A 22,491-nucleotide genomic window follows, 5' to 3' on the forward strand; every position below is an offset into this window, starting at 1 on the left:
CCGTCAGTCGCCCAGGACCCGGCGCAGATAGTCGTTGGCGAACCGCCGGTCCGGGTCGAGCCGGTCGCGCAGCGCCGTGAACTCGGCGAAGCGCGGATAGGCCTCGGCGAGGTAGGCGGCGTCGCGGGTGTGGACCTTGCCCCAGTGCGGCCGGCCCCCGTGCGCCGTCATGATGCGCTCCACCGCGGTGAAGTACCCGTGGTGGGGCGTTCCCTTGTAGAGGTGGACGGCGATGTACGCGGTCTCCCGGCCCGAGGCCGTGGACAGCGCGATGTCGTCCGCCGGAGCCGTGCGCACCTCCACCGGGAAGCTCACCTTGAGCGGCGAGCGCTCGACCATCGCCTTGAGCTCGCGCAGCGCGGCGACGGCCGCCTCACGCGGCAGCGCGTACTCCATCTCCAGGAAGCGGACCCGGCGCGGCGAGGTGAAGACCTTGTACGGGATGTCGGTGTACGTACGGGCCGACAGGGCCCGGCTGGAGACCTTGGCGACCGACGGGATGACCGGCGGCACCGCCCGGCCCAGCGAGCAGGCGAGCTGGAAGATCCCGTTGGAGAGGAGCTCGTCCTCGATCCAGCCGCTGATCCGTCCGGGGGGAGCGGCGGGGCCCGCGCTGCGGTTGTTGCGCTTGGTGTTGCAGTTGTCCGTGTGGGGGAACCAGTAGAACTCGAAGTGCTCGTTCTCCGCGTGCAGCGCGTCGAAGTCCGAGGTGACCCGGTCGAAGCTCATCGGCTCCTCGCGCGCGGTGAGCAGGAAGACCGGCTCCACCGCGAAGGTGATCGCCGTGATCACACCGAGGGCGCCGAGCCCGATCCTGGCGGCCGCGAAGACCTCCGGATTCTCCTTCTCCGAGCAGGTGAGGAGCCGCCCGTCCGCCGTCACCAGCTCCAGCTCGCGGATCTGCGCGGCGATGGAGGCCGACTCGCGGCCCGTGCCGTGCGTGCCGGTGGAGGTGGCGCCGGCGACGGTCTGCTCCATGATGTCGCCCATGTTCGTGAGCGACAGGCCCTCCCGGGCCAACGCCACGTTGAGCCGCTTCAGCGGGGTGCCCGACTCGACCGTCACCGTCATCGCCTCGCGGTCGATCCGCCGGATCCCGGTCAGCAGGCCCGGCCGGATCAGCACGCCGTCGGTGGCCGCGATCGAGGTGAAGGAATGGCCGGTGCCGACGGTCTTGACCCGCAGCCCGTCCTCGGCCGCGCGGCGCACCGCCTCGGCGAGCTCCTCCGCGGAGGCCGGGCTGACCTCCCGCACGGGGCGGGAGGTGACGTTCCCCGCCCAGTTACGCCACGGGCTGCTCGCCGTCCTGGCGCTCCCCGACCCCGCTGCTGCCGTCCTGCTCACGCTGCCCCTCCCGGTTCGGCGCCGGCCTGCGCAGCCGGCGGTGTCCGAGGAGACCCACCGCGACCGCGAGCGCGCCCGAGACGACGGGCACCACGTACCCCGCCTCGGCCCCCGACGCGTCGACCACCCAGCCGGCGGCCGAGGAGCCGAGCGCCACGCCGACCGCGAGTCCGGTACCCGTCCAGGTCATGCCCTCGGTCAGCTTGGTGCGCGGTACGTGCGCTTCGACGAGGGCCATGGTGGTCACCATCGTCGGTGCGATGGACAGGCCCGCGACAAAGAGCGCCACGGCCAGCAACGGCAGGTTCCCGGCCAGTAGGAGGGGGATCATACTCACGGCCATCGCGCAGAGGCCCAGGAGCCATCTGCGGGACGCCTCGCCCTTGAGGTGGAGCAGCCCGAAGACGGCACCGGCCAGGCCGGAACCCAGCGCGTAGACGGCCAGGACGAGGCTGGCGGCCGCCTTCCGGCCCTGCTCCTCGGCGAAGGCCACGGTCACCACGTCCACCGAGCCGAAGATGGCGCCGGTGGCGACGAAGGCGAGGGTGAGCACCTGGAGGCCGCGGGAGCGGAGCGCGGAGGTGCCCCGGGCGTCCTCCTTGGGATGGGGCACCGGCTCCGTGGCGCGCTGCGAGGTCAGCCAGAAGACGCCGACGGCCAGGAAGGCACCGGCGAACATCGGACCGGCCTCGGGGAACCAGGCCGTGGACAGGCCGATGGAGAGGATCGGGCCGAAGATGAAGCACACCTCGTCGACGATCGACTCCCAGGAGTACGCGGTGTGCAGACGCCGCTCCTCGCCCCGGTAGATCTCCGCCCAGCGGGCGCGGGTCATCGCGCCGACGCTCGGCACACAGCCGATCACGGCCGTGAAGACGAAGAGGGTCCAGTCCGGGGCCTGCTGCTGCACACAGAGGAGCAGTCCCGTGGCCGCGGCGAGCGAGACCAGCGTGACCGGGCGGAGCACCTTGCGCTGTCCGTGCCGGTCGACCAGGCGCGAGACCAGGGGGCCGAGGACCGCGGCGGACATCGCCAGGGTCGCCGAGAGCGCGCCGGCCAGGCCGTACCGGCCGGTGACCTGCGAAATCATGGTCACGATGCCGATGCCCATCATGGACAGCGGCATCCGGCCGAGGAATCCCGCGACGGAGAACGAGGCGGTTCCGGGCGCCGCGAAGATCGCGCGGTAGGGACTGGGCAAGAGAGGTCCTTGGTCAACACGTGTAATTAACGTCTAAAGCCTACGGTGTTGAAGTCGATCGGTCATCCCCATTTTTTTGGACAAGTGCTGCCGGACGAACGTCCCCGGACGGGCCGCGCCCTTCGCCGTCGGTGGCGGGTGGGAGGATCGGTGCCATGTCCGATCAGCACGATCCCGCCCCGTACGACGCCCTGCTGCTGCTCTCCTTCGGCGGCCCCGAGGGCCCGGACGACGTGGTCCCGTTCCTGGAGAACGTGACGCGCGGCCGCGGCATCCCGAAGGAACGGCTCAAGGAAGTGGGGCAGCACTACTTCCTCTTCGGCGGCGTCTCCCCGATCAACGACCAGAACCGCGCGCTCCTCGACGCGCTGCGGACGGACTTCGCGCAGGCCGGGCTCGGCCTGCCGGTCTACTGGGGAAACCGGAACTGGGCGCCGTACCTCACCGACACCCTCCGCGAGATGATCACCGACGGGCGGCGCCACATCGCCGTCCTCACCACCAGCGCGTACGCCTCCTACTCCGGCTGCCGCCAGTACCGGGAGAACCTCGCCGACGCGCTCGCCACCCTGGAGGCGGAGGGGCTCCCGCTGCCCCGGGTCGACAAGCTCCGGCACTACTTCAACCACCCCGGCTTCGTCGAGCCGATGGTCGAGGGCGTCCTCGCCTCCCTCGCCGAGCTCGACCCCGCCGTGCGGGTCGGCGCCCACCTGGCCTTCACCACCCACTCCATCCCCGACTCCGCCGCCGACAGCTCCGGCCCGGTCACCGAGCACGGCGACGGCGGGGCGTACGTGAAGCAGCACCTCGACGTGGCCCGGGTGATCGTCGACGCCGTCCGCGAGGAGACCGGCATCGCCTACCCCTGGAAGCTCGTCTACCAGTCCCGCAGCGGCGCCCCCCACATCCCGTGGCTGGAGCCCGACATCTGCGACCACCTGGAGGAGCTGCACGGAGCCGGCGCGCCCGCCGCCGTCATGGTCCCGATCGGCTTCGTCTCCGACCACATGGAGGTCCTCTACGACCTCGACACCGAGGCCACCGCCAAGGCGGCCGAGCTGGGGCTGCCCGTCCGGCGCTCGGCGACCGTCGGGGCCGACCCGCGCTTCGCCGCCGCCGTCCGCGAGCTCGTCCTGGAGCGCGCCGCGAACGAGCGGGGGACCAGGGTCGAGCGGTGCGCGCTCGGCGCCCTCGGCCCCTCCCACGACCTCTGCCCGATCGGCTGCTGCCCCGCCAGGGCGGAACGGCCCGCCGCGGCCGGCGCCGACAGCCCGTACGCCTGAGGAGCCAGCGTGACCGACGTTTCCGACGTACCCGACCCCCTGCTCACCGAACTGCTCGACCTCGCCCTGGAGGCCGCGCGGCGGGCCGGAGCGCTGCTCCGCGACGGCCGCCCCGACGACCTGGCCGTGGCCATGACCAAGTCGAGCCCCATCGACGTGGTCACCGAGATGGACATCGCAGCCGAGAAGCTGATCACCGGCTTCCTCTCCGAGCACCGCCCGCAGGACGGCTTCCTCGGCGAGGAGGGCGCTTCGAGCCCCGGGACCAGCGGGATCCGCTGGGTGATCGACCCGCTCGACGGCACCGTGAACTACCTGTACGGCCTGCCCACCTGGGCGGTCTCGATCGCCGCCGAACGGGACGGCGAGACCGTCGTCGGCGTGGTCGAGGCCCCGATGCGCGGCGAGACCTACCGGGCCGTCCTCGGCGGCGGCGCGTACGCGGGGGAGCGGCGCCTCGCCGTCCGCCCCTCGCCCGCGCTCGACCAGGCCCTCCTCGGCACCGGCTTCGGCTACATCCAGGCCCGTCGCGCCCACCAGGCGGACGTCGCCCAGCGCGTCATCCCGCGCGTCCGCGACATCCGCCGCGGCGGCTCGGCCGCCATCGACCTCTGTGACGTCGCCGCCGGCCGCCTCGACGCGTACTACGAGCGCGGCCTCAACCCCTGGGACCTCGCCGCGGGTGCGCTCATCGCCCGCGAGGCGGGCGGCCTCACCGGCGGCCGCCCCGGTGAGCCCGAGTCCGGCGAACTGACGCTCGCCGCCTCCCCGGGCCTCTTCGGACCGCTCCAGGAACTCCTGGAGGAACTGGGGGCCTGGCACGACTAGCACCGCTCCCGGGGGACCGGGAGGCGGACGCACGTGGGCCCCGGTGCCGGTACGGCGCCGGGGCCCACGCGTGCGTCACGGGTCGGACAGGTGGGACGGGTCAGACTCCCGGCGCGGCCACCTCCACGCCGTGCTCGGCGGCCAGCCGGTGCAGGTCGTCCAGCTCCGCCTGCTCCACCTCCGCCAGGTAGTCGTCGCCCGTCTCACGGGCCCGCGTGAGGTCCGTCTGCGTGGTCCTGATGCGGTGCAGCAGTCCTGCGGTGAAAGCGTCCATCGTGCGCCCCCTCCTCGTGGGTCCGGTGGCACGGGGGTGTGCCGAGGGTGGGTGGATCACACACTGCGAACTCTGGGGGACAGAGAGCGGTAGGTGGCGCGCCACATACAGGGCGTGATCACGGGGTGTGCATTCGTCCTCCCCAGCCCTTTCCTCAGAGAAACCTCAACTGGCCCGAGAATCCGGTGAATTCTTCGTTCCGGGCCGCGCGCCCCATCGCGCGCCCCCCGCTCACCACCCGCCCGCCCCGGGCCCCGCACGGTCGCCTTACAGCCGGTTTACGCGCGTACGGGGCAGGATGGACACGCACAGTCAGTGCTCGGATTTCAGCCGGTCCCCACCTCGGACAGCGGCTCAACGGAAGGATCTACGACGTGCGCGTACTCGTCGTCGAGGACGAGCAGCTGCTCGCCGATGCGGTGGCCACCGGACTGCGCCGGGAGGCCATGGCCGTCGACGTCGTGTACGACGGCGCCGCGGCCCTGGAGCGCGTCGGGGTCAACGACTACGACGTCGTCGTCCTCGACCGCGACCTCCCGCTCGTCCACGGCGACGACGTCTGCCGCAAGATCGTCGAGCTCGGCATGCCCACCCGCGTCCTGATGCTCACCGCCGCCGGCGACGTCAGCGACCGCGTCGAGGGCCTGGAGCTCGGAGCGGACGACTACCTCCCCAAGCCCTTCGCCTTCACCGAGCTCACCGCGCGCGTGCGCGCCCTCGGCCGCCGCACCACCGTCCCGCTCCCGCCCGTCCTGGAGCGCGCCGGCATCAAGCTCGACCCGAACCGCCGCGAGGTCTTCCGCGAGGGCAAGGAGGTCCAGCTCGCGCCCAAGGAGTTCGCCGTCCTGGAGGTCCTCATGCGCAGCGAGGGCGCCGTCGTCTCGGCGGAGCAGCTCCTGGAGAAGGCCTGGGACGAGAACACCGACCCCTTCACCAACGTCGTGCGCGTCACCGTCATGACCCTGCGCCGCAAGCTCGGCGAGCCGCCGGTCATCGTCACCGTCCCCGGCTCCGGTTACCGGATCTGACCCGATGGCCACGACCCCCGCGCCTCACCCGCAGGCGCCGCCGAAACCGACCTGGGACCCCCGGGACCCCGTCCGCCCGCTGCTGCGCCCGACCATCCGGATACGACTGACGCTGCTGTACGGCGGGATGTTCCTGATCGCCGGCATCCTGCTGCTGTCGATCATCTACCTGTTCACCGCGCAGGCACTCACCGGCAGCGTGTCCGAGCTGCCCTTCAAGGTCGTCGAGGGCAAGGTCCAGCCGACCACCTCCTGGTGCCAGCTGCCCGCCCAAGGCACCGGAGAACAGCTCAACGACGCCGTGTCGGTCTGCCTCCGGCACCAGAGCGACATCGCCCTGGAAGACCTCCTGAGGCGGTCCCTCTTCGCCCTGCTCGGCCTGAGCATCATCGCCTTCGCCTTCGGTTACGCCATGGCGGGACGGGTGCTCTCCCCGCTCGGCCGGATCACCCGGACCGCCCGCCAGGTGGCCGGTTCCGATCTGTCCCGGCGGATCGAGCTCGACGGCCCGGACGACGAGCTCAAGGAGCTCGCCGACACCTTCGACGAGATGCTGGACCGCCTGGAACGGGCCTTCACCGCCCAGCAGCGGTTCGTCGCGAACGCCTCGCACGAGCTGAGGACCCCGCTCGCGATCAACCGCACCCTCCTGGAGGTCCACCTCTCGGACCCCGGGGCACCGGTGGAGCTGCATCAGCTCGGCAAGACCCTGCTCGCCACCAACGAGCGCAGCGAACAACTCGTCGAGGGCCTGCTGCTGCTCGCCCGGAGCGACAACCAGATCATCGAGCGCAAACCCGTCAACCTGGCCGAGGCCGCCGAGCGGGGCGTCGACCAGGTGCACGCCGAGGCCGAGGCCAAGGGCGTGGAGATCCGGGGCGAGCGCGCGCCGGCGGTCGTCCAGGGCAACGGCGTGCTCCTCGAACGGATCGCGCTGAACCTGCTCCAGAACGCCGTCCGGTACAACGTGCCGGAGGGCGGCTGGGTGGAGGTCACCACCGAGGTCAAGGACGGCCAGGCGGTCCTGGTCGTCTCGAACACGGGACCGGTGGTCCCCGCGTACGAGATCGACAACCTCTTCGAGCCGTTCAGAAGGCTCCGGCAGGAGCGGACCGGCAGCGACAAGGGGGTCGGTCTCGGCCTGTCGATCGCCCGATCCGTGGCGAGAGCCCACGGCGGCCGTATCATCGCGGAGCCGCGCGAGGGCGGCGGACTCGTGATGCGCGTCACTCTGCCGATCTGACACACTGCACGAGCCGACCGGTTCCGTTCGCTTTGCGCGGAATTCCGGAGCCCCGATTCTGAGACGCTCATGTGTGATCGATCACAGGAGAGGGTGTCCGGCCCTCCACTCTCCGTGACCGGGAAATCCCTCGGAAAACCAGTAAAAGTCCGGGTTTCCGGGGCCTGGAATGACGGGAAGTACACGGGGTGGCGCCCGTGAGGGCCGCCCGGAGGACCGTGTACGGTCCGGTTCGCCACCCGAAGCCGATCACTCGCGAGAGTGCGCGACGGGTGTCGATTGAGTAACAGACCTTGATGTGAGGCAAAATCTCCGCCTCAGGTCGGGCACAAGTCCGACCTCTCACGCGTTACGTGCGCTGGAGACACCGCAACCACCCAGAGGGGGAGAGCGACATGGCAACGGATTACGACACCCCACGCAAGACCGACGACGACGTCGACTCGGACAGCCTTGAAGAACTGAAGGCCCGCCGGAACGACAAGTCGACCTCGACCGTCGACGTCGACGAGTTCGAGGCCGCCGAAGGCCTGGAGCTTCCCGGCGCCGACCTCTCGAACGAGGAGCTGGCCGTCCGGGTCCTGCCCAAGCAGGCCGACGAGTTCACCTGCATGAGCTGCTTCCTCGTGCACCACCGCAGCCAGCTGGCCCGGGAGAAGAACGGCCAGCCGATCTGCCGCGACTGCGACTGAGACCGGCTCGGCCGTGGCAGGCGACACACCGTCCCGGAAGCGGCGTCTGCGGCTCCCCCGGAGCCCGGAGACGCACAAGGGCGGCCAGGGCACGGCAGAGGGCGCCCAGGAGGCACCTGAAGCCGAGCGCCCCGGCTCCCTGCCCTCCCTCGGCGCACGTGACGACGAGCGAGGCCTCCCGGCCTCGCTCGAGGCGGTCATCGAGATCGCCGAGACGGATCCGGCACATCTGCCCGCGCGGCAGGAGCAGGCAGGTCCGGGCGAAGCACGGCAGGGCGGACGCCTCGGCGCCGTCCGGCGGCTGGCCGACCCCGCGCGGGCCCAGCTCGACCGGATCAGGATCGACTCCGGCCGGATCGACGCCGTCCGGCGCGGCGTCACCCAGGGCGTCCGGCAGGGCGTGAAGCGCGGCGGCGACGGCGCCAAGGCCGGCCTGGGCTACCTGGCCGACCGGCTGATCGAACTCGCCCCGCGGATCCCCGTCCGCGACCTGGCGACCCTGAGAAGACAGTTCCCCGGGCTCGGCCCCGAGCAGCTCGCCGACAAACTCGTCGCCGGCGCGGCGAACGCGAGCTCGACCGTGGGCGCGGGCGTCGGTGCCGCCGCCATGCTCCCCGTGGCGCCGGCCTTGCCGGCCGAGCTGGCGGCCGAGATCACCGGCGTCGCCGCCGTGGAGCTCAAACTCATCGCCGAACTGCACGAGGTCTACGGGCTGCGGCCCCCAGGCCGGATCACCCAGCGTTCGACGGCCTATCTGACCTCCTGGGCCGAGGAGCGGGGCATCGACCCCACCAAGCCCACCACGGTCAACGCCGCACTCGGCGGTCAGCTCAAGCGCGAACTGCGCCAGCAGATCATGAAACGCATGGTGCGCAACCTGCCGAACCTCATGCCCTTCATGGTGGGCGCCGCCGTCGGCGCCGTCATGAACCGCCGCGACACCAAGAAGCTCGCCGCGCACATCCGCAAGGACCTGCGCGCCCGCCAGATCCCCTGGGACGCCCTCCGGGAGCTGCCCCCGCTGGAGCAGCCCGAGAACCCCAAGGAGCTGGGCTTCTAGCGCCCTGGAGCGGCCCCAGGGCCTGTTCTTTCGGATCAGGCCGGCTCGCGGGCCCTAGGCCCGCTCCGCCTCCAGGGCCGCGACCAGCGCCTCCGGCTCGCGGCTGGACAGGTACACGTACGGCGTCGGGTCCGCCGGGTCCGTCACCTCGACGCGTACCGCCCCCGGCACATAGCTGCGCATCAGCATGAAGGCGCGCGGGTCCGCCTTGTGGGTGCGCCAGGCGCGCGCCTCCTCCTCGTCCAGCGCCTCGGCTGCCCCCAGCGCCGAGACCGGGATCCGCGCGTCGCCCGCCACCAGCGAACCGGCCACCACCCGGATCCGGGCGGAGCCGTACGAGGAGACCGCCGCCCCGGCGAGCACCGCGGCCACGATCAGGCCGCCCAGCATCGGGACCGTGCCCAGCGGGAACATGATCAGGCCGCCGGAGATCCCCAGCAGGCCCACGATCACCCACCACGAGCGCGGCGCCGTGAGCCGCTCGTCGAAGCGCGGCGCGGCGGCGGGCGCGGGGGAGGAGGCCTGGGACGGTACGGAAGGCTGCATGCGACCAAGCTTGGCACGGCGCGAACCGGGCCCCTCCGCGCGGGTCCGGCCCGGCGCGGCCCGCCCTCACCCGCGTGGCTCCCGGCCCGGCGCGCCCCGCCCCGCCCGTGTGGGGTCCCGCACAGCGCGACCTGCGGCCATCCGCGCGGGTAAGGTCTGCGGCTGTGACTGCAACATCTGCCGCCCTCACCCCGCCGGCCGACGCCATACCGCCGGTACGCCACCCCGACGCGCCGGCCCCCGGCGAGCTGCTCGGTGCGCACTACGAGCACTGCTTCGGGTGCGGCGGCGGGCAGCCCCACGGCCTCCACCTGGAAGCGCGCGCGGGCGAGGGCGTGACCGTCACCGCCGAGTTCACGGTGACCCCCGACCACCAGGGCGCCCCCGGCCTCGCGCACGGCGGCGTGCTCGCCACCGCGCTCGACGAGACCCTCGGCTCCCTGAACTGGCTGCTGCGGGTCATCGCCGTGACCGGACGCCTGGAGACCGACTTCGCCCGGCCCGTCCCGGTCGGCACCGTCCTCCACCTGGAGGCCGCCGTCACCGCCGTGCACGGCCGCAAGATCTACTCGACCGCCGTCGGCCGGATCGGTGGGCCCGAGGGCCCCGTCGCCGTCCGCGCCGACGCCCTCTTCATCGAGGTCAAGGTCGACCACTTCATCGACAACGGCCGCCCGGAGGAGATCCAGGCCGCCATGTCCGACCCCGACCAGGTCCGGCGCGCCCGCGCCTTCGAGGTGAACCCCTGATGCGCAACCCTGTCGACGTACTGATCCGCCGCGTGGACCCGGAGGTGCCGATCCCGGCCTACGGGCATCCCGGCGACGCCGGGGCCGACCTGGTGACCACCGAGGCCGTCGTGCTGGCCCCCGGCGAGCGCGCCGTGCTGCCCACCGGCGTCTCCATCGCCCTCCCGGACGGGTACGCGGCCTTCGTGCACCCGCGCTCAGGTCTCGCCGCCCGCTGCGGAGTGGCGCTCGTGAATGCCCCGGGGACGGTGGATGCCGGGTACCGTGGAGAGATCAAGGTGATCGTGGTCAATCTCGACCCGCGCGAGGACGTGCGGTTCGAACGGTTCGATCGGATCGCCCAACTTGTCGTCCAGCAGGTCGAGAAGGTGCGCTTCCACGAGGTGGCGGAGCTTCCCGGCTCGGCGCGGGCCGAGGGGGGCTTCGGGTCCACCGGCGGTCATGCCGCCGTGGACGGCACAACGGGTGGGAATCGATACGCTTCGGTCGTATCCGACCGGGAAGGACAGTGACGTGTTCGGACGTCGCAAGAAGAGCGGTGCCGCCGAGGACGCGGCGAGCGAGGCCGAGCAGGTCGTCGACGCGGTGGAGGACGAGGACGGCGCCGAGGCGCCGCGCCGCGTGAACCTTCCGCCGGCGCCCCGGCCCGACGGACCCTGGGACATCTCCGAGGTCGCCAAGCCCGACGAGGGCCGCGTGGACCTCGGCGGGATCTTCGTGCCCGGAGTCGAGGGCATGGAGCTGCGGGTGGAGGTGGCGGGCGACGCGATCGTCGCGGCCACCGTCGTGCTGCGCGACAGCGCCGTGCAGCTGCAGGCCTTCGCCGCCCCCAAGAACGAGGGCATCTGGGGCGAGGTCCGCGACGAGATCGCCACCGGCATCGTCCAGCAGGGCGGTGCCATCGACGAGGTCGAGGGCCCGCTCGGCTGGGAGCTGCGGGCGCAGGTCCCGGTGCAGCTTCCGGACGGCAACCGCGGCGTGCAGCTGGTGCGCTTCGTGGGCGTCGACGGACCCCGCTGGTTCCTGCGCGGAGTGATCTCCGGGCAGGGCGCGGTCCAGCCCGAGGCCGCCGGCCTCCTGGAGCAGATCGTCCGGGACACCGTGGTCGTCCGCGGCGAAGGCCCGATGGCCCCGCGCGACCCGATCGTCCTCAAGCTGCCGAACGACGCGCAGATGGTGCCGGACGGCGTGCAGCAGGAGGAGCAGGAGAACTCCCGCTTCTCGGGCGGCATGGGCCAGCTGCAGCGCGGCCCGGAGATCTCCGAGATCCGCTGAACCCCTGTCGGGCCGCCGCGGCGGCCCGGCGTGATCGAGACACGGCCGATGGGCCGCTTCCCGTACCTCTCGTGCGGGAAGCGGCCCACCGGCCGTTTTCCACAGGCCCGGGCCCGGGCCTGGCCCTCGGGCCCGGCGGCGGACCATACTGACGGCGCACATGTTCGAGGAGGGGGAGCACAGGGTGAGTGAGAGCAGCACCGGGTCCGCCACGGCCGTCGTCGAGGACCCGGCCGGCCGGCCGATGGTCCGCGTCGAGGGCCTGCGCCGCTCGTACGGTACGGGCGAGGCCGCCGTCCACGCCCTGCGCGGGGTCTCCTTCGACATCCCACGCGGCGAGCTCGTCGCGCTCAAGGGCCGCTCGGGCTCCGGCAAGACGACCCTGCTGAACCTCGTGGGCGGCCTCGACAGCCCCGACGGGGGCCGGATCGTCATCGACGGCACCGACCTCTCCGGCCTCGGCGAGAACGGGCTCCTGGAGCTGCGCCGCGACCGGATCGGCTTCATCTTCCAGTCCTTCGGGCTGCTCCCGATCCTCTCCGCCGCCGAGAACGTGGGCGTGCCCCTGCGGCTGCGCAAGGCGGACCCCAAGGAGCGCGAGGAGCGGGTCGCCCTGATGCTCGGTCTCGTGGGCCTCGCCGACCACGCGAACCAGCGGCCCGGCGAGCTCTCCGGCGGCCAGCAGCAGCGCGTCGCCATCGCCCGCGCCCTCGCCAACAAGCCGGCGCTGCTGATAGCCGACGAGCCGACGGGCCAGCTGGACGCGGAGACCGGGCTCGCCGTCATGCAGCTGCTGCGCGCCGTGGTCCGCAGCGAGGGCTGCACGGCCCTGGTCGCCACCCACGACCCCCAGCTCCTCGGCCTGGCCGACCGGGTCCTGGAACTGAGCGACGGCGAGATCATCGAGCACTGAACCGACGGCCGAGGCGGCCGCGGGGCGACATCAGGATCACGTCAATACCGTCCCGGGGGCCGCTGCCCGCGTACGGAATGTCCGATTGGCTGGACGTATGGTCGAGCCATGGGACGCGGCAAGCTTCGGATCTACCTCGGCGCTGCGCCGGGCGTCGGCAAGACCTACGCGATGCTCTCGGAGGGCCATCGACGGGTCGAGCGGGGCACGGACTGCGTGGTGGCCTTCGTGGAGCACCACGGACGGCCGCGTACGGAGGTGATGCTGCGCGGCCTGGAGAAGGTGCCGCGCCGCATCCTGGAGTACCGGGGGACCACCTTCCCCGAGATGGACGTCGACGCCGTCCTCGCACGCCGTCCCGCGGTCGCCCTCGTCGACGAGCTGGCCCACACGAACGTGCCGGGTTCCCGGAACCCCAAGCGGTGGCAGGACGTCGCCGAACTCCTCGCGGCCGGCATCGACGTCGTGTCCACCCTCAACATCCAGCACCTGGAGTCCCTCGGCGACGTCGTCGAGGCGATCACCGGCGTACGGCAGCAGGAGACCGTCCCCGACGAGGTGGTGCGCCGGGCGGACCAGATCGAGCTGGTCGACATGTCCCCGGAGGCCCTGCGGCGGCGGATGGCCCACGGCAACATCTACACCCCGGACAAGGTCGACGCGGCCCTCTCCAACTACTTCCGCCCCGGCAACCTCACGGCGCTGCGCGAGCTGGCCCTGCTCTGGACCGCCGACCGGGTCGACGAGTACCTCCGGCAGTACCGGGGCGAGCACAACATCCGCTCCACCTGGCAGGCCCGGGAGCGCATCGTCGTCGGTCTGACCGGCGGCCCCGAGGGCCGCACCCTCATACGCCGGGCCACCCGGCTCGCCGAGAAGGGCGCCGGCGGCGAGGTCCTCGCCGTCTACATCGCCCGCAGCGACGGACTGACCGCGGCCTCGCCGAAGGAGCTGGCCGTCCAGCGCACCCTCGTCGAGGACCTCGGCGGAACGTTCCACCACGTCATAGGCGACGACATCCCCTCCGCGCTCCTGGAATTCGCCCGCGGGGTCAACGCCACCCAGATCGTCCTCGGCTCCAGCCGCCGCCGGACCTGGCAGTACGTGCTCGGTCCCGGCGTCGGCCAGACCGTGGCCCGCGACTCCGGGCCCGACCTCGACGTCCACATCGTCACCCACGGCGAGGTCGCCAAGGGCCGGGGCCTGCCGGTCGCGCGCGGGGCCCGCCTCGGCCGCTCCCGGATCCTCGGCGGCTGGCTCGTCGGCGTCGCCGGCCCCGTCGGTCTCGCGCTGCTCCTCACGCACGTCGACGCCGACCTCGGCCTCGCCAACGACATGCTGCTCTTCCTCGCCCTGACGGTCGGCGCCGCGCTCCTCGGCGGATTCCTGCCGGCGCTCGCCTCGGCCGCCGTCGGCTCCCTCCTCCTCAACTGGTTCTTCACCCCGCCCCTCCACCGGCTGACCGTCGCCGACCCCCTGAACATCGTCGCCATCGCCGTCTTCTTCGGCGTCGCGATGTCGGTCGCCTCCGTGGTGGACCTGGCCGCCCGGCGCACCCACCAGGCCGCCCGGCTGCGGGCCGAGTCCGAGGTGCTCTCCTACCTCGCCGGCAGCGTGCTGCGCGGCGAGACGAGCCTGGAGGCCCTCCTGGAACGGGTCCGGGAGACCTTCTCCATGGAGTCGGTGGCCCTCCTGGAGCGCGCGGACGAGGTCGAACCCTGGACGCGGGCCGCGAGCGTCGGCCCCCACCCGGCGGTCCGGCCCGAGGACGCGGACGTCGACATGCCCGTCGGCGACCACCTGGCCCTCGCCCTGTCGGGCCGGGTGCTGCCCGCCGAGGACCGTCGCGTCCTCGGCGCCTTCGCCGCCCAGGCCGCGGTCGTCCTCGACCGCCAGCGCCTCGTCGGCGAGGCGGAGGAGGCCCGGAAGCTGGCCGAGGGCAACAAGATCCGTACCTCCCTGCTCGCCGCCGTCAGCCACGACCTGCGGACCCCCCTCGCGAGCATCAAGGCCTCCGTCTCCTCGCTCCGCTCCGACGACGTCGAATGGTCCGAGGAGGACAAGGCCGAGCTCCTGGAGGGCATCGAGGCCGGCGCCGACCGCCTCGACCACCTCGTGGGCAACCTCCTCGACATGTCCCGCCTCCAGACGGGCACCGTCACGCCCCTGATCCGCGCCGTCGACCTCGACGAGGTCGTCCCCATGGCACTCGGCGGCGTCCCGGACGGCAGCGCCGAGCTCGACATCCCCGAGACGCTGCCCATGGTCGAGATCGACAAGGGCCTCCTGGAGCGGTCGGTCGCCAACATCGTGGAGAACGCCGTGAAGTACAGCCCCGACGGCGTGCCCGTCGCCGTCGCCGCCAGCGCGCTCGGCGACCGGGTCGAGCTGCGCGTCGTGGACCGCGGCCCCGGCGTCCCCGACGAGGCCAAGGACGGCATCTTCGAGCCCTTCCAGCGCTTCGGCGACGCCCCGCGCGGCTCCGGCGTCGGCCTCGGCCTCGCGGTCGCCCGCGGCTTCGTCGAGGCCATGGGCGGGACCCTCGGTGCCGAGGACACGCCCGGCGGAGGCCTCACCATGGTGCTCACCCTGCGGGCCGCGCCGGCCGGGACCCGGGCCCCGGCCGCCGACCTCCCGGCCCACGCCGTGACCTGACCGCGGGGCCCGCGCCCGTACCCGAATCCGAACCCGTACGCGATCCGTACTCGTCTCCGTGCCCGATCCGTACTTGAATCCGTACTCCCCGACACTCCCCGACACAACGAAGAAAGCAGGCCCCCTCCATGACCCGGGTCCTCGTGGTCGACGACGAGCCGCAGATCGTCCGCGCCCTGGTGATCAACCTCAAGGCGCGGAAGTACGAGGTCGACGCCGCTCCCGACGGCGCCACCGCCCTCCGGCTCGCCGCCGAACGCCACCCCGACGTCGTCGTCCTCGACCTCGGACTGCCCGACATGGACGGCGTCGAGGTCATCAAGGGCCTGCGCGGCTGGACGAGGGTGCCGATCCTGGTCCTCTCCGCCCGGCAGACCTCCGACGAGAAGGTCGAGGCGCTCGACGCGGGCGCCGACGACTACGTCACCAAGCCCTTCGGCATGGACGAGCTGCTCGCCCGGCTGCGCGCCGCCGTGCGCCGCGCCGAGCCGGTCGGCGGCGCCGAGGACGGCGTCGTCGTGGTCGAGACCGAGGACTTCACCGTCGACCTGGCCGCGAAGAAGGTCCACCGCGACGGACGGGACGTCCGGCTCACCCCCACCGAGTGGCACCTCCTGGAGGTCCTCGTCCGCAACAGCGGCCGGCTCGTCAGCCAGAAGCAGCTCCTCCAGGAGGTCTGGGGACCCTCGTACGGCACGGAGACCAACTACCTCCGGGTGTACATGGCGCAGCTCCGCCGCAAGCTGGAGACCGACCCGTCGCACCCGCGCCACTTCGTCACCGAACCGGGCATGGGGTACCGCTTCGAACGCTGAGACGGGAGCCGTACGGACGGGTGGTCCGGGGCCGCTTCCGGTGACAGCCCAGGCCGGTACGCTTTCTGTATGAGTGCTGCACCGCGTACAGAGAAGCCGGCCGGACGGTTCCGCCGGATGCTCGACCGGCTCTCCTCCTCTCCGGAGGACCTGGAGTCGGAGGAGCTCCAGGAAGATGCCGAGGCCTCGGGGTGCACGCGCATCAGCGACTGTTCCGACCGCCAGATAGTCAAGGTGACTGGTACCTTGCGCACGGTCACGCTGCGTCCCCGGGCCGGTGTGCCCGCGCTGGAGGCCGAACTCTTCGACGGCACGGCACCGCTCGACGTCGTGTGGCTCGGTCGCCGTTCCATCGTGGGCATCGAGCCCGGCCGCAAGCTGATCGCCTCCGGCCGCATCTCCATGAGCCACGGCCGGCGGGTCCTCTTCAACCCCAAATACGAGCTCCGACCGCTCGGACAGGAGTAGCCGGTGACGTCCCTCGACAAGCCGACCGCGGACCGGTCGACCCCGGACCAGGACGCCCAGGCGGACAAGGCCGTGACCGAGGCCGCGCTCTTCGAGGCCTTCGGCGGTCTGCGGGGCATGATCGAGACGGTCCTGCCCGGCCTGCTGTTCGTCACGATCTTCACGATCAACAAGAACCTGCACGTCTCGGCGATCGCCGCGCTCGCGGTCTCGCTGCTCCTGGTCGCCGTCCGGCTGATCCGCCGGGACACCGTCAAGCACGCCTTCAGCGGCGTCTTCGGCGTCGGCTTCGGCGTCGTCTTCGCGATGATGACGGGCAACGCCAAGGACTTCTACCTGCCGGGCATGCTGTACACCCTGGGCCTCGCCCTGGCGTACATCATCACCGCGCTCGCCGGGGTGCCCCTGATCGGCCTGATCCTCGGCCCGGTCTTCAAGGAGAACCTCTCCTGGCGCACCCGCAACCCGGGCCGCAAGAAGGCCTACACGAAGGCCAGCTGGGCCTGGGGCCTGATCCTGCTCGCCAAGTGCGCGATCCTCTTCCCGATGTACTGGTGGGCCGACACCACCAAGTTCGGCTGGGTCCTGATCGCTCTGAAGATCCCGCCGTTCCTGCTCGCGGTCTACCTCACCTGGGTGTTCCTCGCGAAGGCCCCGGCGCCGATCGACGTCTTCGCCGAGATGGAGGCCGAGGAGCGCGCCGAGAAGGAGCGCAAGGCGGCCGCCGCGGCGCGGAGCCACCCCGAGGCCTGAGAAGCGGTACGAGGAAGGGCCCGGACCTGTTCGACAGGTCCGGGCCCTTCCTCGTACACGACTCGGAGGTCAGGACTCGGGGCCGTTCCCCGTACACGACGCGGAGGTCAGAACTCCGGGCCCTTCCCCGTACACCTCTCGGAGGTCAGGACTCCGGGGTCTCCCGGCGCACCTGGAGGAGGTCCTCCAGCTGCTCCTCGCGGGCCTGCGCGGCCACGAACAGCAGCTCGTCACCGGCCTCCAGGGTCTCCTCGGCGCTCGGCGTCAGCACCCGCGAGCCGCGGATGATCGTCACGAGCGAGGTGTCCTGCGGCCAGGCCACGTCCCCGACCGCGGTGCCGGCGACCGCCGACTCCGGCGGAAGCGTCAGCTCGACCAGGTTCGCGTCGCCGTGGCTGAAGCGCAGCAGCCGGACCAGGTCGCCGACGCTCACCGCCTCCTCGACCAGGGCCGACATCAGACGCGGCGTCGAGACGGCCACGTCCACGCCCCAGGCCTCGTTGAACAGCCACTCGTTCTTCGGGTTGTTCACCCGGGCGACCACGCGCGGCACGCCGTACTCGGTCTTCGCGAGCAGCGAGACGACCAGGTTCACCTTGTCGTCGCCGGTCGCCGCGATCACCACGTTGCACCGCTGCAGCGCCGCCTCGTCCAGCGAGGTGATCTCGCAGGCGTCGGCCAGCAGCCACTCCGCCTGCGGCACCCGCTCCACCGAGATGGCGGTCGGCGCCTTGTCGACCAGCAGGACCTCGTGCCCGTTCTCCAGGAGCTCGCCCGCGATGGACCGGCCCACCGCACCCGCGCCCGCAATAGCGACACGCATCAGTGACCGCCCTCCTCGGGACCCTCGGCGAAGGCCGCCTCGACCTTCGCGATCTCGTCCGTACGCATCATCACGTGCACCAGGTCGCCTTCCTGGAGCACCGTCTGCGAGGTCGGCAGAATCGCTTCGCCCAGTCGGGTGAGAAAAGCGACGCGGACGCCGGTCTCCTCCTGGAGCCGGCTCACCTTGTGGCCGATCCACGCCGGGGAGGTGTGCACCTCGGCGAGCTGCACGGCACCGCTCGGGTCGCGCCACAGCGGCTCCGCGCCCGAGGGCAGCAGCCGGCGGAGCATCTGGTCGGCGGTCCAGCGGACCGTGGCGACCGTCGGGATCCCGAGGCGCTGGTAGACCTCGGCGCGACGCGGGTCGTAGATCCGCGCCGCCACGTTCTCGATGCCGAACATCTCGCGCGCGACCCGCGCCGCGATGATGTTGGAGTTGTCGCCGCTGCTCACCGCGGCGAAGGCACCGGCCTCTTCGATCCCGGCCTCACGCAGCGTGTCCTGGTCGAAACCCACGCCCGTGACCCGGCGCCCGCCGAAGCCCGAGCCCAGGCGGCGGAAAGCCGTCGGGTCCTGGTCAACGACCGCGACGGTGTGCCCCTGCTGTTCGAGGGTCTGCGCGAGAGCGGCTCCCACTCGCCCGCAGCCCATGATGACGATGTGCACGTCCCCTTACCCCGCACTCCTGATCGCCTTGCTGACCTGCGAATACACCCTGCTCACAACTTTCCTCGCCCGATCGGCCCGGGCCGTGGCGGACGACGCCCCGACGGGTCGCCCGGTCCGAGCTTAAGCGGCAACGCTGGCGGGGACCGCATCCGAGGTGGTACTCAGGGAGATTCGGTGCGGATCGGGGGTGCCGGTGCGCATGGCTCTTTTCGAACGCTTACGATCCTCTGCGTGTCCAAACTGACCGACGTGCCCAAACGGATCCTGATCGGGCGGGCCCTGCGCAGCGACAAGCTGGGAGAGACCCTTCTCCCGAAGCGGATCGCCCTCCCCGTCTTCGCCTCCGACCCGCTGTCCTCGGTGGCGTACGCGCCCGGCGAGGTGCTGCTCGTCCTCTCCGTCGCCGGACTGTCGGCCTACCACTTCAGCCCGTGGATCGCGCTCGCGGTCGTCGTCCTGATGTTCACGGTGGTCGCCTCGTACCGGCAGAACGTGCACGCGTACCCGAGCGGCGGCGGCGACTACGAGGTCGCCACCACCAACCTCGGGCCGAAGGCCGGACTCACCGTCGCGAGCGCCCTGCTCGTCGACTACGTCCTGACCGTCGCCGTGTCGATCGCCTCGGGCATCGAGAACCTCGGTTCGGCCGTCCCGTTCATCGTCGAGCACAAGGTCGCCTCGGCCGTCGCCGTCATCGTGCTGCTCACCCTGATGAACCTGCGCGGGGTGAAGGAGTCGGGCAGCCTCTTCGCCATCCCGACGTACGTCTTCGTCGCCGGCGTCTTCATCATGATCGTCTGGGGCGCGTACAAGGGTCTCGTCCTCGACGAGACCATGAAGGCCCCCACCGCGGACTTCGAGATCAAGGCCGAGCACCAGGGCCTGGCCGGCTTCGCGCTGGTCTTCCTGCTGCTGCGCGCCTTCTCCTCCGGCTGTGCCGCGCTCACCGGCGTCGAGGCCATCTCCAACGGCGTCCCCGCCTTCCGCAAGCCGAAGTCGAAGAACGCCGCCAGCACGCTCGCCCTCATGGGCGCCCTGGCCGTCACCATGTTCTGCGGCATCATCTTCCTCGCCATGGCCACCGACGTCCGGATGGCCGAGAACCCCGGCGAGGACCTGCTGCACAACGGCGTCCCGCTCGGCGCGGGCTATGTCCAGGACCCGGTGATCTCCCAGGTCGCCGCCGCCGTCTTCGGCGACGGAACGTTCTTGTTCGTCGTCCTCGCCGCCGCCACCGCGCTCGTCCTCTTCCTGGCCGCCAACACCGCGTACAACGGCTTCCCGCTCCTCGGCTCGATCCTCGCCCAGGACCGGTACCTGCCGCGCCAGCTGCACACCCGCGGCGACCGCCTCGCCTTCTCCAACGGCATCGTGCTCCTCGCCGGCGCCGCCGCCCTCCTCGTCTGGATCTACGGAGCCGACTCCACCCGGCTGATCCAGCTCTACATCGTCGGCGTCTTCGTCTCCTTCACGCTCAGCCAGATCGGCATGGTCCGGCACTGGAACCGGCACCTGGCGACGGAGCGCGACACGGCCAAGCGCCGCCACATGATCCGCTCCCGCGCGATCAACGCCTTCGGCGCCTTCTTCACCGGCCTCGTCCTCGTCGTCGTCCTCGCCACCAAGTTCACGCACGGCGCCTGGGTCGCCCTGCTCGGCATGGTGATCTTCTACGGGACGATGACCGCGATCCGCCGGCACTACGACTCCGTGGCAGGCGAGATCGCCGCCGCCGAGGAACGCCCCGACGAGTACGTGCGCCCCTCCCGCGTCCGCTCGGTCGTCCTGGTCTCCAAGCTCCACAAGCCGACGCTGCGCGCCCTGGCCTACGCCAAGCTGCTGCACGCCAGCGAGCTGGAGGCGCTCACCGTGAACGTCGACCCGGCCGAGACCAAGGCGCTCAAGGAGGAGTGGGAGCGGCGCGGCATCAACGTACCGCTCAAGATCCTCGACTCGCCGTACCGCGAGATCACCCGGCCGGTCATCGAGTACGTGAAGAACATCCGCCGCGAGAGCCCGCGCGACGCCGTCTCCGTCTACATCCCGGAGTACGTCGTCGGCCACTGGTACGAGCACCTGCTGCACAACCAGAGCGCCCTGCGCCTCAAGGGCCGCCTGCTCTTCACCCCCGGCGTGATGGTCACGTCCGTCCCGTACCAGCTCCAGTCCTCCGAGGCCGCGAAGAAGCGGGCCAGGAAGCGCCAGGACTGGAACGCTCCGGGCTCGGTCCGCCGCGGCCCGGTGGAGAAGCGCCAGAAGGAACCGACCGCGAAGAACCCCTGAGCCGCCGGGAACACCTGAGCCGCGAAGAACAACCGAAAAAGAAGAACTAGACTGGTGGGCTGCCGTCCGGACCGAGGTCCGCCGGCAGCCCACCTTCTTCTTTCCTCTGGAGTCCCCGGTCATGCAGAACACCCCTGTTACGTCGCTGGTCGGGGCGGAGTACGAGGTCGAGGTCGGCCCGGTGGCCCACGGCGGGCACTGCATCGCCCGTACGGAAGCCGGCCGGGTCCTCTTCGTCCGCCACGCACTGCCCGGCGAGCGGGTCCGGGTGCGGGTCACCGAGGGCGAGGAGACCTCCCGCTTCCTGCGCGCGGACGCGATCGAGATCCTGGACGCCTCCAAGGACCGCGTCGAGGCCCCCTGCCCCTTCGCCGGCCCCGGCAAGTGCGGCGGCTGCGACTGGCAGCACGCCAAGCCCGGCGCCCAGCGCCGCCTCAAGGGCGAGGTCATCGCGGAACAGCTCCAGCGCCTGGCCGGGCTCACCCCGGAGGAAGCCGGCTGGGACGGCACGGTCATGCCGGCCGAGGGCGACAAGCTCCCCGCGGGCGAGGTCCCGCAGTGGCGCACCCGCGTCCAGTACGCCGTCGACGCCGAGGGCCACGCGGGCCTGCGCAAGCACCGCTCCCACGAGGTCGAGATCATCGACCACTGCATGATCGCCGCCGAGGGCGTCTCGGAACTGGGCATCGAGAAGCGCGACTGGCAGGGCATGGCCTCCGTCGAGGCCATCGCCGCCTCGGGCTCGAACGACCGCCAGGTCATCCTCACCCCCCGCCCCGGCGCCCGCCTCCCCCTGGTGGAGCTCGACAAGCCGGTCTCGGTCATGCGGGTGGACGAGAAGGACGGCGGGGTCCACCGCGTCCACGGCCGCGCCTTCGTCCGCGAGCGCGCCGACGACCGCACCTATCGCGTCGGCAGCGGCGGCTTCTGGCAGGTCCACCCGAAGGCCGCCCAGACCCTCATGCTCGCCGTCATGCAGGGCCTCACGCCCCGCAAGGGCGAGACGGCCCTCGACCTCTACTGCGGCGTCGGTCTCTTCGCGGGCGCCCTCGCCGACCGCGTCGGCGACCAGGGCGCGGTCCTCGGCATCGAGTCCGGCAAGCGCGCGGTCGAGGACGCCCGCCACAACCTGGCCGGCTTCCCGCGCGTCCGCATCGAACAGGGCAAGGTCGAGTCGGTCCTCCCGCGCACCGGCATCACCGAGGTCGACCTCATCGTCCTGGACCCGCCCCGCGCCGGCGCCGGCAAGCAGACGGTCCACCACCTGGCCGGCCTGGGCGCCCGCCGCATCGCCTACGTCGCCTGCGACCCGGCCGCCCTGGCCCGGGACATCTCCTACTTCGCGGAACGCGGCTACAAGGTCCGGACCCTGCGGGCCTTCGACCTGTTCCCGATGACGCACCACGTGGAGTGCGTGGCGATTCTGGAGCCGGTGAAGTAGGGGCTCTGACCTGCTGTTTCTCTGGCTTGGCCGATTGCCGAGTGGAACCCTCAGGTGTCTGGTCCCAGGCACCTTGAGGTGGCTGGGCACTGGCTGCCGAGCTGTTGGCTGCCCCGGCCCCACCCGCTTCTCGGTAGTGACATTCC

At 71.7% G+C, this 22,491-nt stretch carries 22 protein-coding genes; 16 read left to right on the plus strand and 6 right to left on the minus strand.

All coding sequences use genetic code 11. The features are described from left to right. Nucleotides 1-3 precede the first annotated feature (3 nt). The gene (locus AB5J54_RS29775; protein ID WP_369146982.1) at nucleotides 4-1,344 is read right to left on the minus strand and encodes a D-arabinono-1,4-lactone oxidase; all 1,341 of its coding nucleotides are present in this window, start codon (nucleotides 1,342-1,344) and stop codon (nucleotides 4-6) included. Further along, nucleotides 1,283-2,545 (minus strand): MFS transporter, encoded by a 1,263-nt coding sequence (locus tag AB5J54_RS29780; protein WP_369146983.1) that lies wholly within the window; start codon nucleotides 2,543-2,545, stop codon nucleotides 1,283-1,285. Before AB5J54_RS29780 ends, AB5J54_RS29775 begins: the two co-directional genes overlap by 62 nt. A 155-nt stretch (nucleotides 2,546-2,700) precedes the next feature. On the opposite strand from AB5J54_RS29780, the gene AB5J54_RS29785 reads away from it, so the two are divergent. Together AB5J54_RS29785 and AB5J54_RS29790 are read left to right on the plus strand one after the other, a co-directional pair. Beyond that, nucleotides 2,701-3,828, plus strand: a complete 1,128-nt coding sequence (locus AB5J54_RS29785; protein ID WP_369146984.1) for a ferrochelatase — start codon at nucleotides 2,701-2,703, stop codon at nucleotides 3,826-3,828. Between the two features lie 9 nt (nucleotides 3,829-3,837). Then, entirely contained in the window at nucleotides 3,838-4,656 is an 819-nt protein-coding gene (locus AB5J54_RS29790) for an inositol monophosphatase family protein (protein ID WP_369146985.1), read from the plus strand. 100 nt (nucleotides 4,657-4,756) lie between these two features. Here the strand turns inward: AB5J54_RS29790 and AB5J54_RS29795 are convergent, their stop codons facing one another. Then, nucleotides 4,757-4,930, minus strand: a complete 174-nt coding sequence (locus AB5J54_RS29795; RefSeq protein WP_181924475.1) for a hypothetical protein — start codon at nucleotides 4,928-4,930, stop codon at nucleotides 4,757-4,759. A 374-nt stretch (nucleotides 4,931-5,304) separates the two neighbouring features. Here AB5J54_RS29795 and AB5J54_RS29800 point away from each other — a divergent pair, with 374 nt between their 5' ends. From AB5J54_RS29800 to AB5J54_RS29815, 4 genes are all read left to right on the plus strand, one after another. After that, on the plus strand, nucleotides 5,305-5,958 hold the full coding sequence (locus AB5J54_RS29800) for a response regulator transcription factor (RefSeq protein ID WP_315893449.1): 654 nt from the start codon (nucleotides 5,305-5,307) through the stop codon (nucleotides 5,956-5,958). Nucleotides 5,959-5,962: 4 nt separating this feature from the next. Beyond that, on the plus strand, nucleotides 5,963-7,201 hold the full coding sequence (locus AB5J54_RS29805) for a sensor histidine kinase (RefSeq protein WP_369146986.1): 1,239 nt from the start codon (nucleotides 5,963-5,965) through the stop codon (nucleotides 7,199-7,201). 395 nt (nucleotides 7,202-7,596) lie between these two features. Next, a complete protein-coding gene (locus tag AB5J54_RS29810; RefSeq protein WP_003955561.1) occupies nucleotides 7,597-7,893 on the plus strand; it encodes a DUF4193 domain-containing protein in 297 nt (98 codons plus the stop codon). A gap of 13 nt (nucleotides 7,894-7,906) precedes the next feature. Next, complete coding sequence (locus tag AB5J54_RS29815; protein ID WP_369146987.1) at nucleotides 7,907-8,953, plus strand: hypothetical protein; 1,047 nt, start codon at nucleotides 7,907-7,909, stop codon at nucleotides 8,951-8,953. Between the two features lie 54 nt (nucleotides 8,954-9,007). Here AB5J54_RS29815 and AB5J54_RS29820 read toward each other — a convergent pair whose 3' ends face one another. Next, the gene (locus AB5J54_RS29820; RefSeq protein WP_369146988.1) at nucleotides 9,008-9,499 is read right to left on the minus strand and encodes a DUF3093 domain-containing protein; all 492 of its coding nucleotides are present in this window, start codon (nucleotides 9,497-9,499) and stop codon (nucleotides 9,008-9,010) included. A 164-nt stretch (nucleotides 9,500-9,663) separates the two neighbouring features. On the opposite strand from AB5J54_RS29820, the gene AB5J54_RS29825 reads away from it, so the two are divergent. From AB5J54_RS29825 to AB5J54_RS29860, 8 genes are all read left to right on the plus strand, one after another. After that, a complete protein-coding gene (locus AB5J54_RS29825; protein ID WP_351186886.1) occupies nucleotides 9,664-10,248 on the plus strand; it encodes a PaaI family thioesterase in 585 nt (194 codons plus the stop codon). Continuing rightward, nucleotides 10,248-10,760 carry a dUTP diphosphatase gene (dut, locus tag AB5J54_RS29830; RefSeq protein ID WP_116158406.1) on the plus strand — a complete coding sequence of 171 codons (513 nt, stop codon included), beginning with the start codon at nucleotides 10,248-10,250 and terminating at the stop codon, nucleotides 10,758-10,760. Before AB5J54_RS29825 ends, dut begins: the two co-directional genes overlap by 1 nt. Nucleotide 10,761: 1 nt before the next feature. Continuing rightward, complete coding sequence (locus AB5J54_RS29835) at nucleotides 10,762-11,523, plus strand: DUF3710 domain-containing protein (RefSeq protein ID WP_369146989.1); 762 nt, start codon at nucleotides 10,762-10,764, stop codon at nucleotides 11,521-11,523. Nucleotides 11,524-11,707: 184 nt separating this feature from the next. Further along, entirely contained in the window at nucleotides 11,708-12,436 is a 729-nt protein-coding gene (locus AB5J54_RS29840; RefSeq protein ID WP_369146990.1) for an ABC transporter ATP-binding protein, read from the plus strand. A gap of 108 nt (nucleotides 12,437-12,544) precedes the next feature. Continuing rightward, nucleotides 12,545-15,091, plus strand: coding sequence for a DUF4118 domain-containing protein (locus AB5J54_RS29845; protein ID WP_369146991.1), 2,547 nt, complete (start codon nucleotides 12,545-12,547; stop codon nucleotides 15,089-15,091). Between the two features lie 128 nt (nucleotides 15,092-15,219). Continuing rightward, nucleotides 15,220-15,906 (plus strand): response regulator, encoded by a 687-nt coding sequence (locus AB5J54_RS29850; protein ID WP_116158403.1) that lies wholly within the window; start codon nucleotides 15,220-15,222, stop codon nucleotides 15,904-15,906. Between the two features lie 69 nt (nucleotides 15,907-15,975). Further along, on the plus strand, nucleotides 15,976-16,374 hold the full coding sequence (locus AB5J54_RS29855) for an OB-fold nucleic acid binding domain-containing protein (protein WP_015036728.1): 399 nt from the start codon (nucleotides 15,976-15,978) through the stop codon (nucleotides 16,372-16,374). Between the two features lie 3 nt (nucleotides 16,375-16,377). Further along, on the plus strand, nucleotides 16,378-17,127 hold the full coding sequence (locus AB5J54_RS29860; protein ID WP_369146992.1) for a DUF3159 domain-containing protein: 750 nt from the start codon (nucleotides 16,378-16,380) through the stop codon (nucleotides 17,125-17,127). A gap of 145 nt (nucleotides 17,128-17,272) precedes the next feature. Here the strand turns inward: AB5J54_RS29860 and AB5J54_RS29865 are convergent, their stop codons facing one another. Both AB5J54_RS29865 and AB5J54_RS29870 read right to left on the minus strand, forming a co-directional pair. Then, nucleotides 17,273-17,950: a TrkA family potassium uptake protein gene (locus tag AB5J54_RS29865; protein ID WP_351187805.1), complete on the minus strand. Its 678-nt coding sequence runs from the start codon at nucleotides 17,948-17,950 to the stop codon at nucleotides 17,273-17,275. After that, the gene (locus AB5J54_RS29870) at nucleotides 17,950-18,618 is read right to left on the minus strand and encodes a TrkA family potassium uptake protein (RefSeq protein WP_190159052.1); all 669 of its coding nucleotides are present in this window, start codon (nucleotides 18,616-18,618) and stop codon (nucleotides 17,950-17,952) included. Before AB5J54_RS29870 ends, AB5J54_RS29865 begins: the two co-directional genes overlap by 1 nt. Before the next feature lie 234 nt (nucleotides 18,619-18,852). On the opposite strand from AB5J54_RS29870, the gene AB5J54_RS29875 reads away from it, so the two are divergent. Further along, a complete protein-coding gene (locus AB5J54_RS29875) occupies nucleotides 18,853-20,904 on the plus strand; it encodes an APC family permease (RefSeq protein ID WP_369146993.1) in 2,052 nt (683 codons plus the stop codon). A 121-nt stretch (nucleotides 20,905-21,025) separates the two neighbouring features. Continuing rightward, nucleotides 21,026-22,345: a class I SAM-dependent RNA methyltransferase gene (locus tag AB5J54_RS29880; RefSeq protein WP_369146994.1), complete on the plus strand. Its 1,320-nt coding sequence runs from the start codon at nucleotides 21,026-21,028 to the stop codon at nucleotides 22,343-22,345. Nucleotides 22,346-22,491: the final 146 nt, after the last annotated feature.

This window comes from Streptomyces sp. R44 (genome assembly GCF_041053105.1).
Lineage (GTDB): Bacteria > Actinomycetota > Actinomycetes > Streptomycetales > Streptomycetaceae > Streptomyces.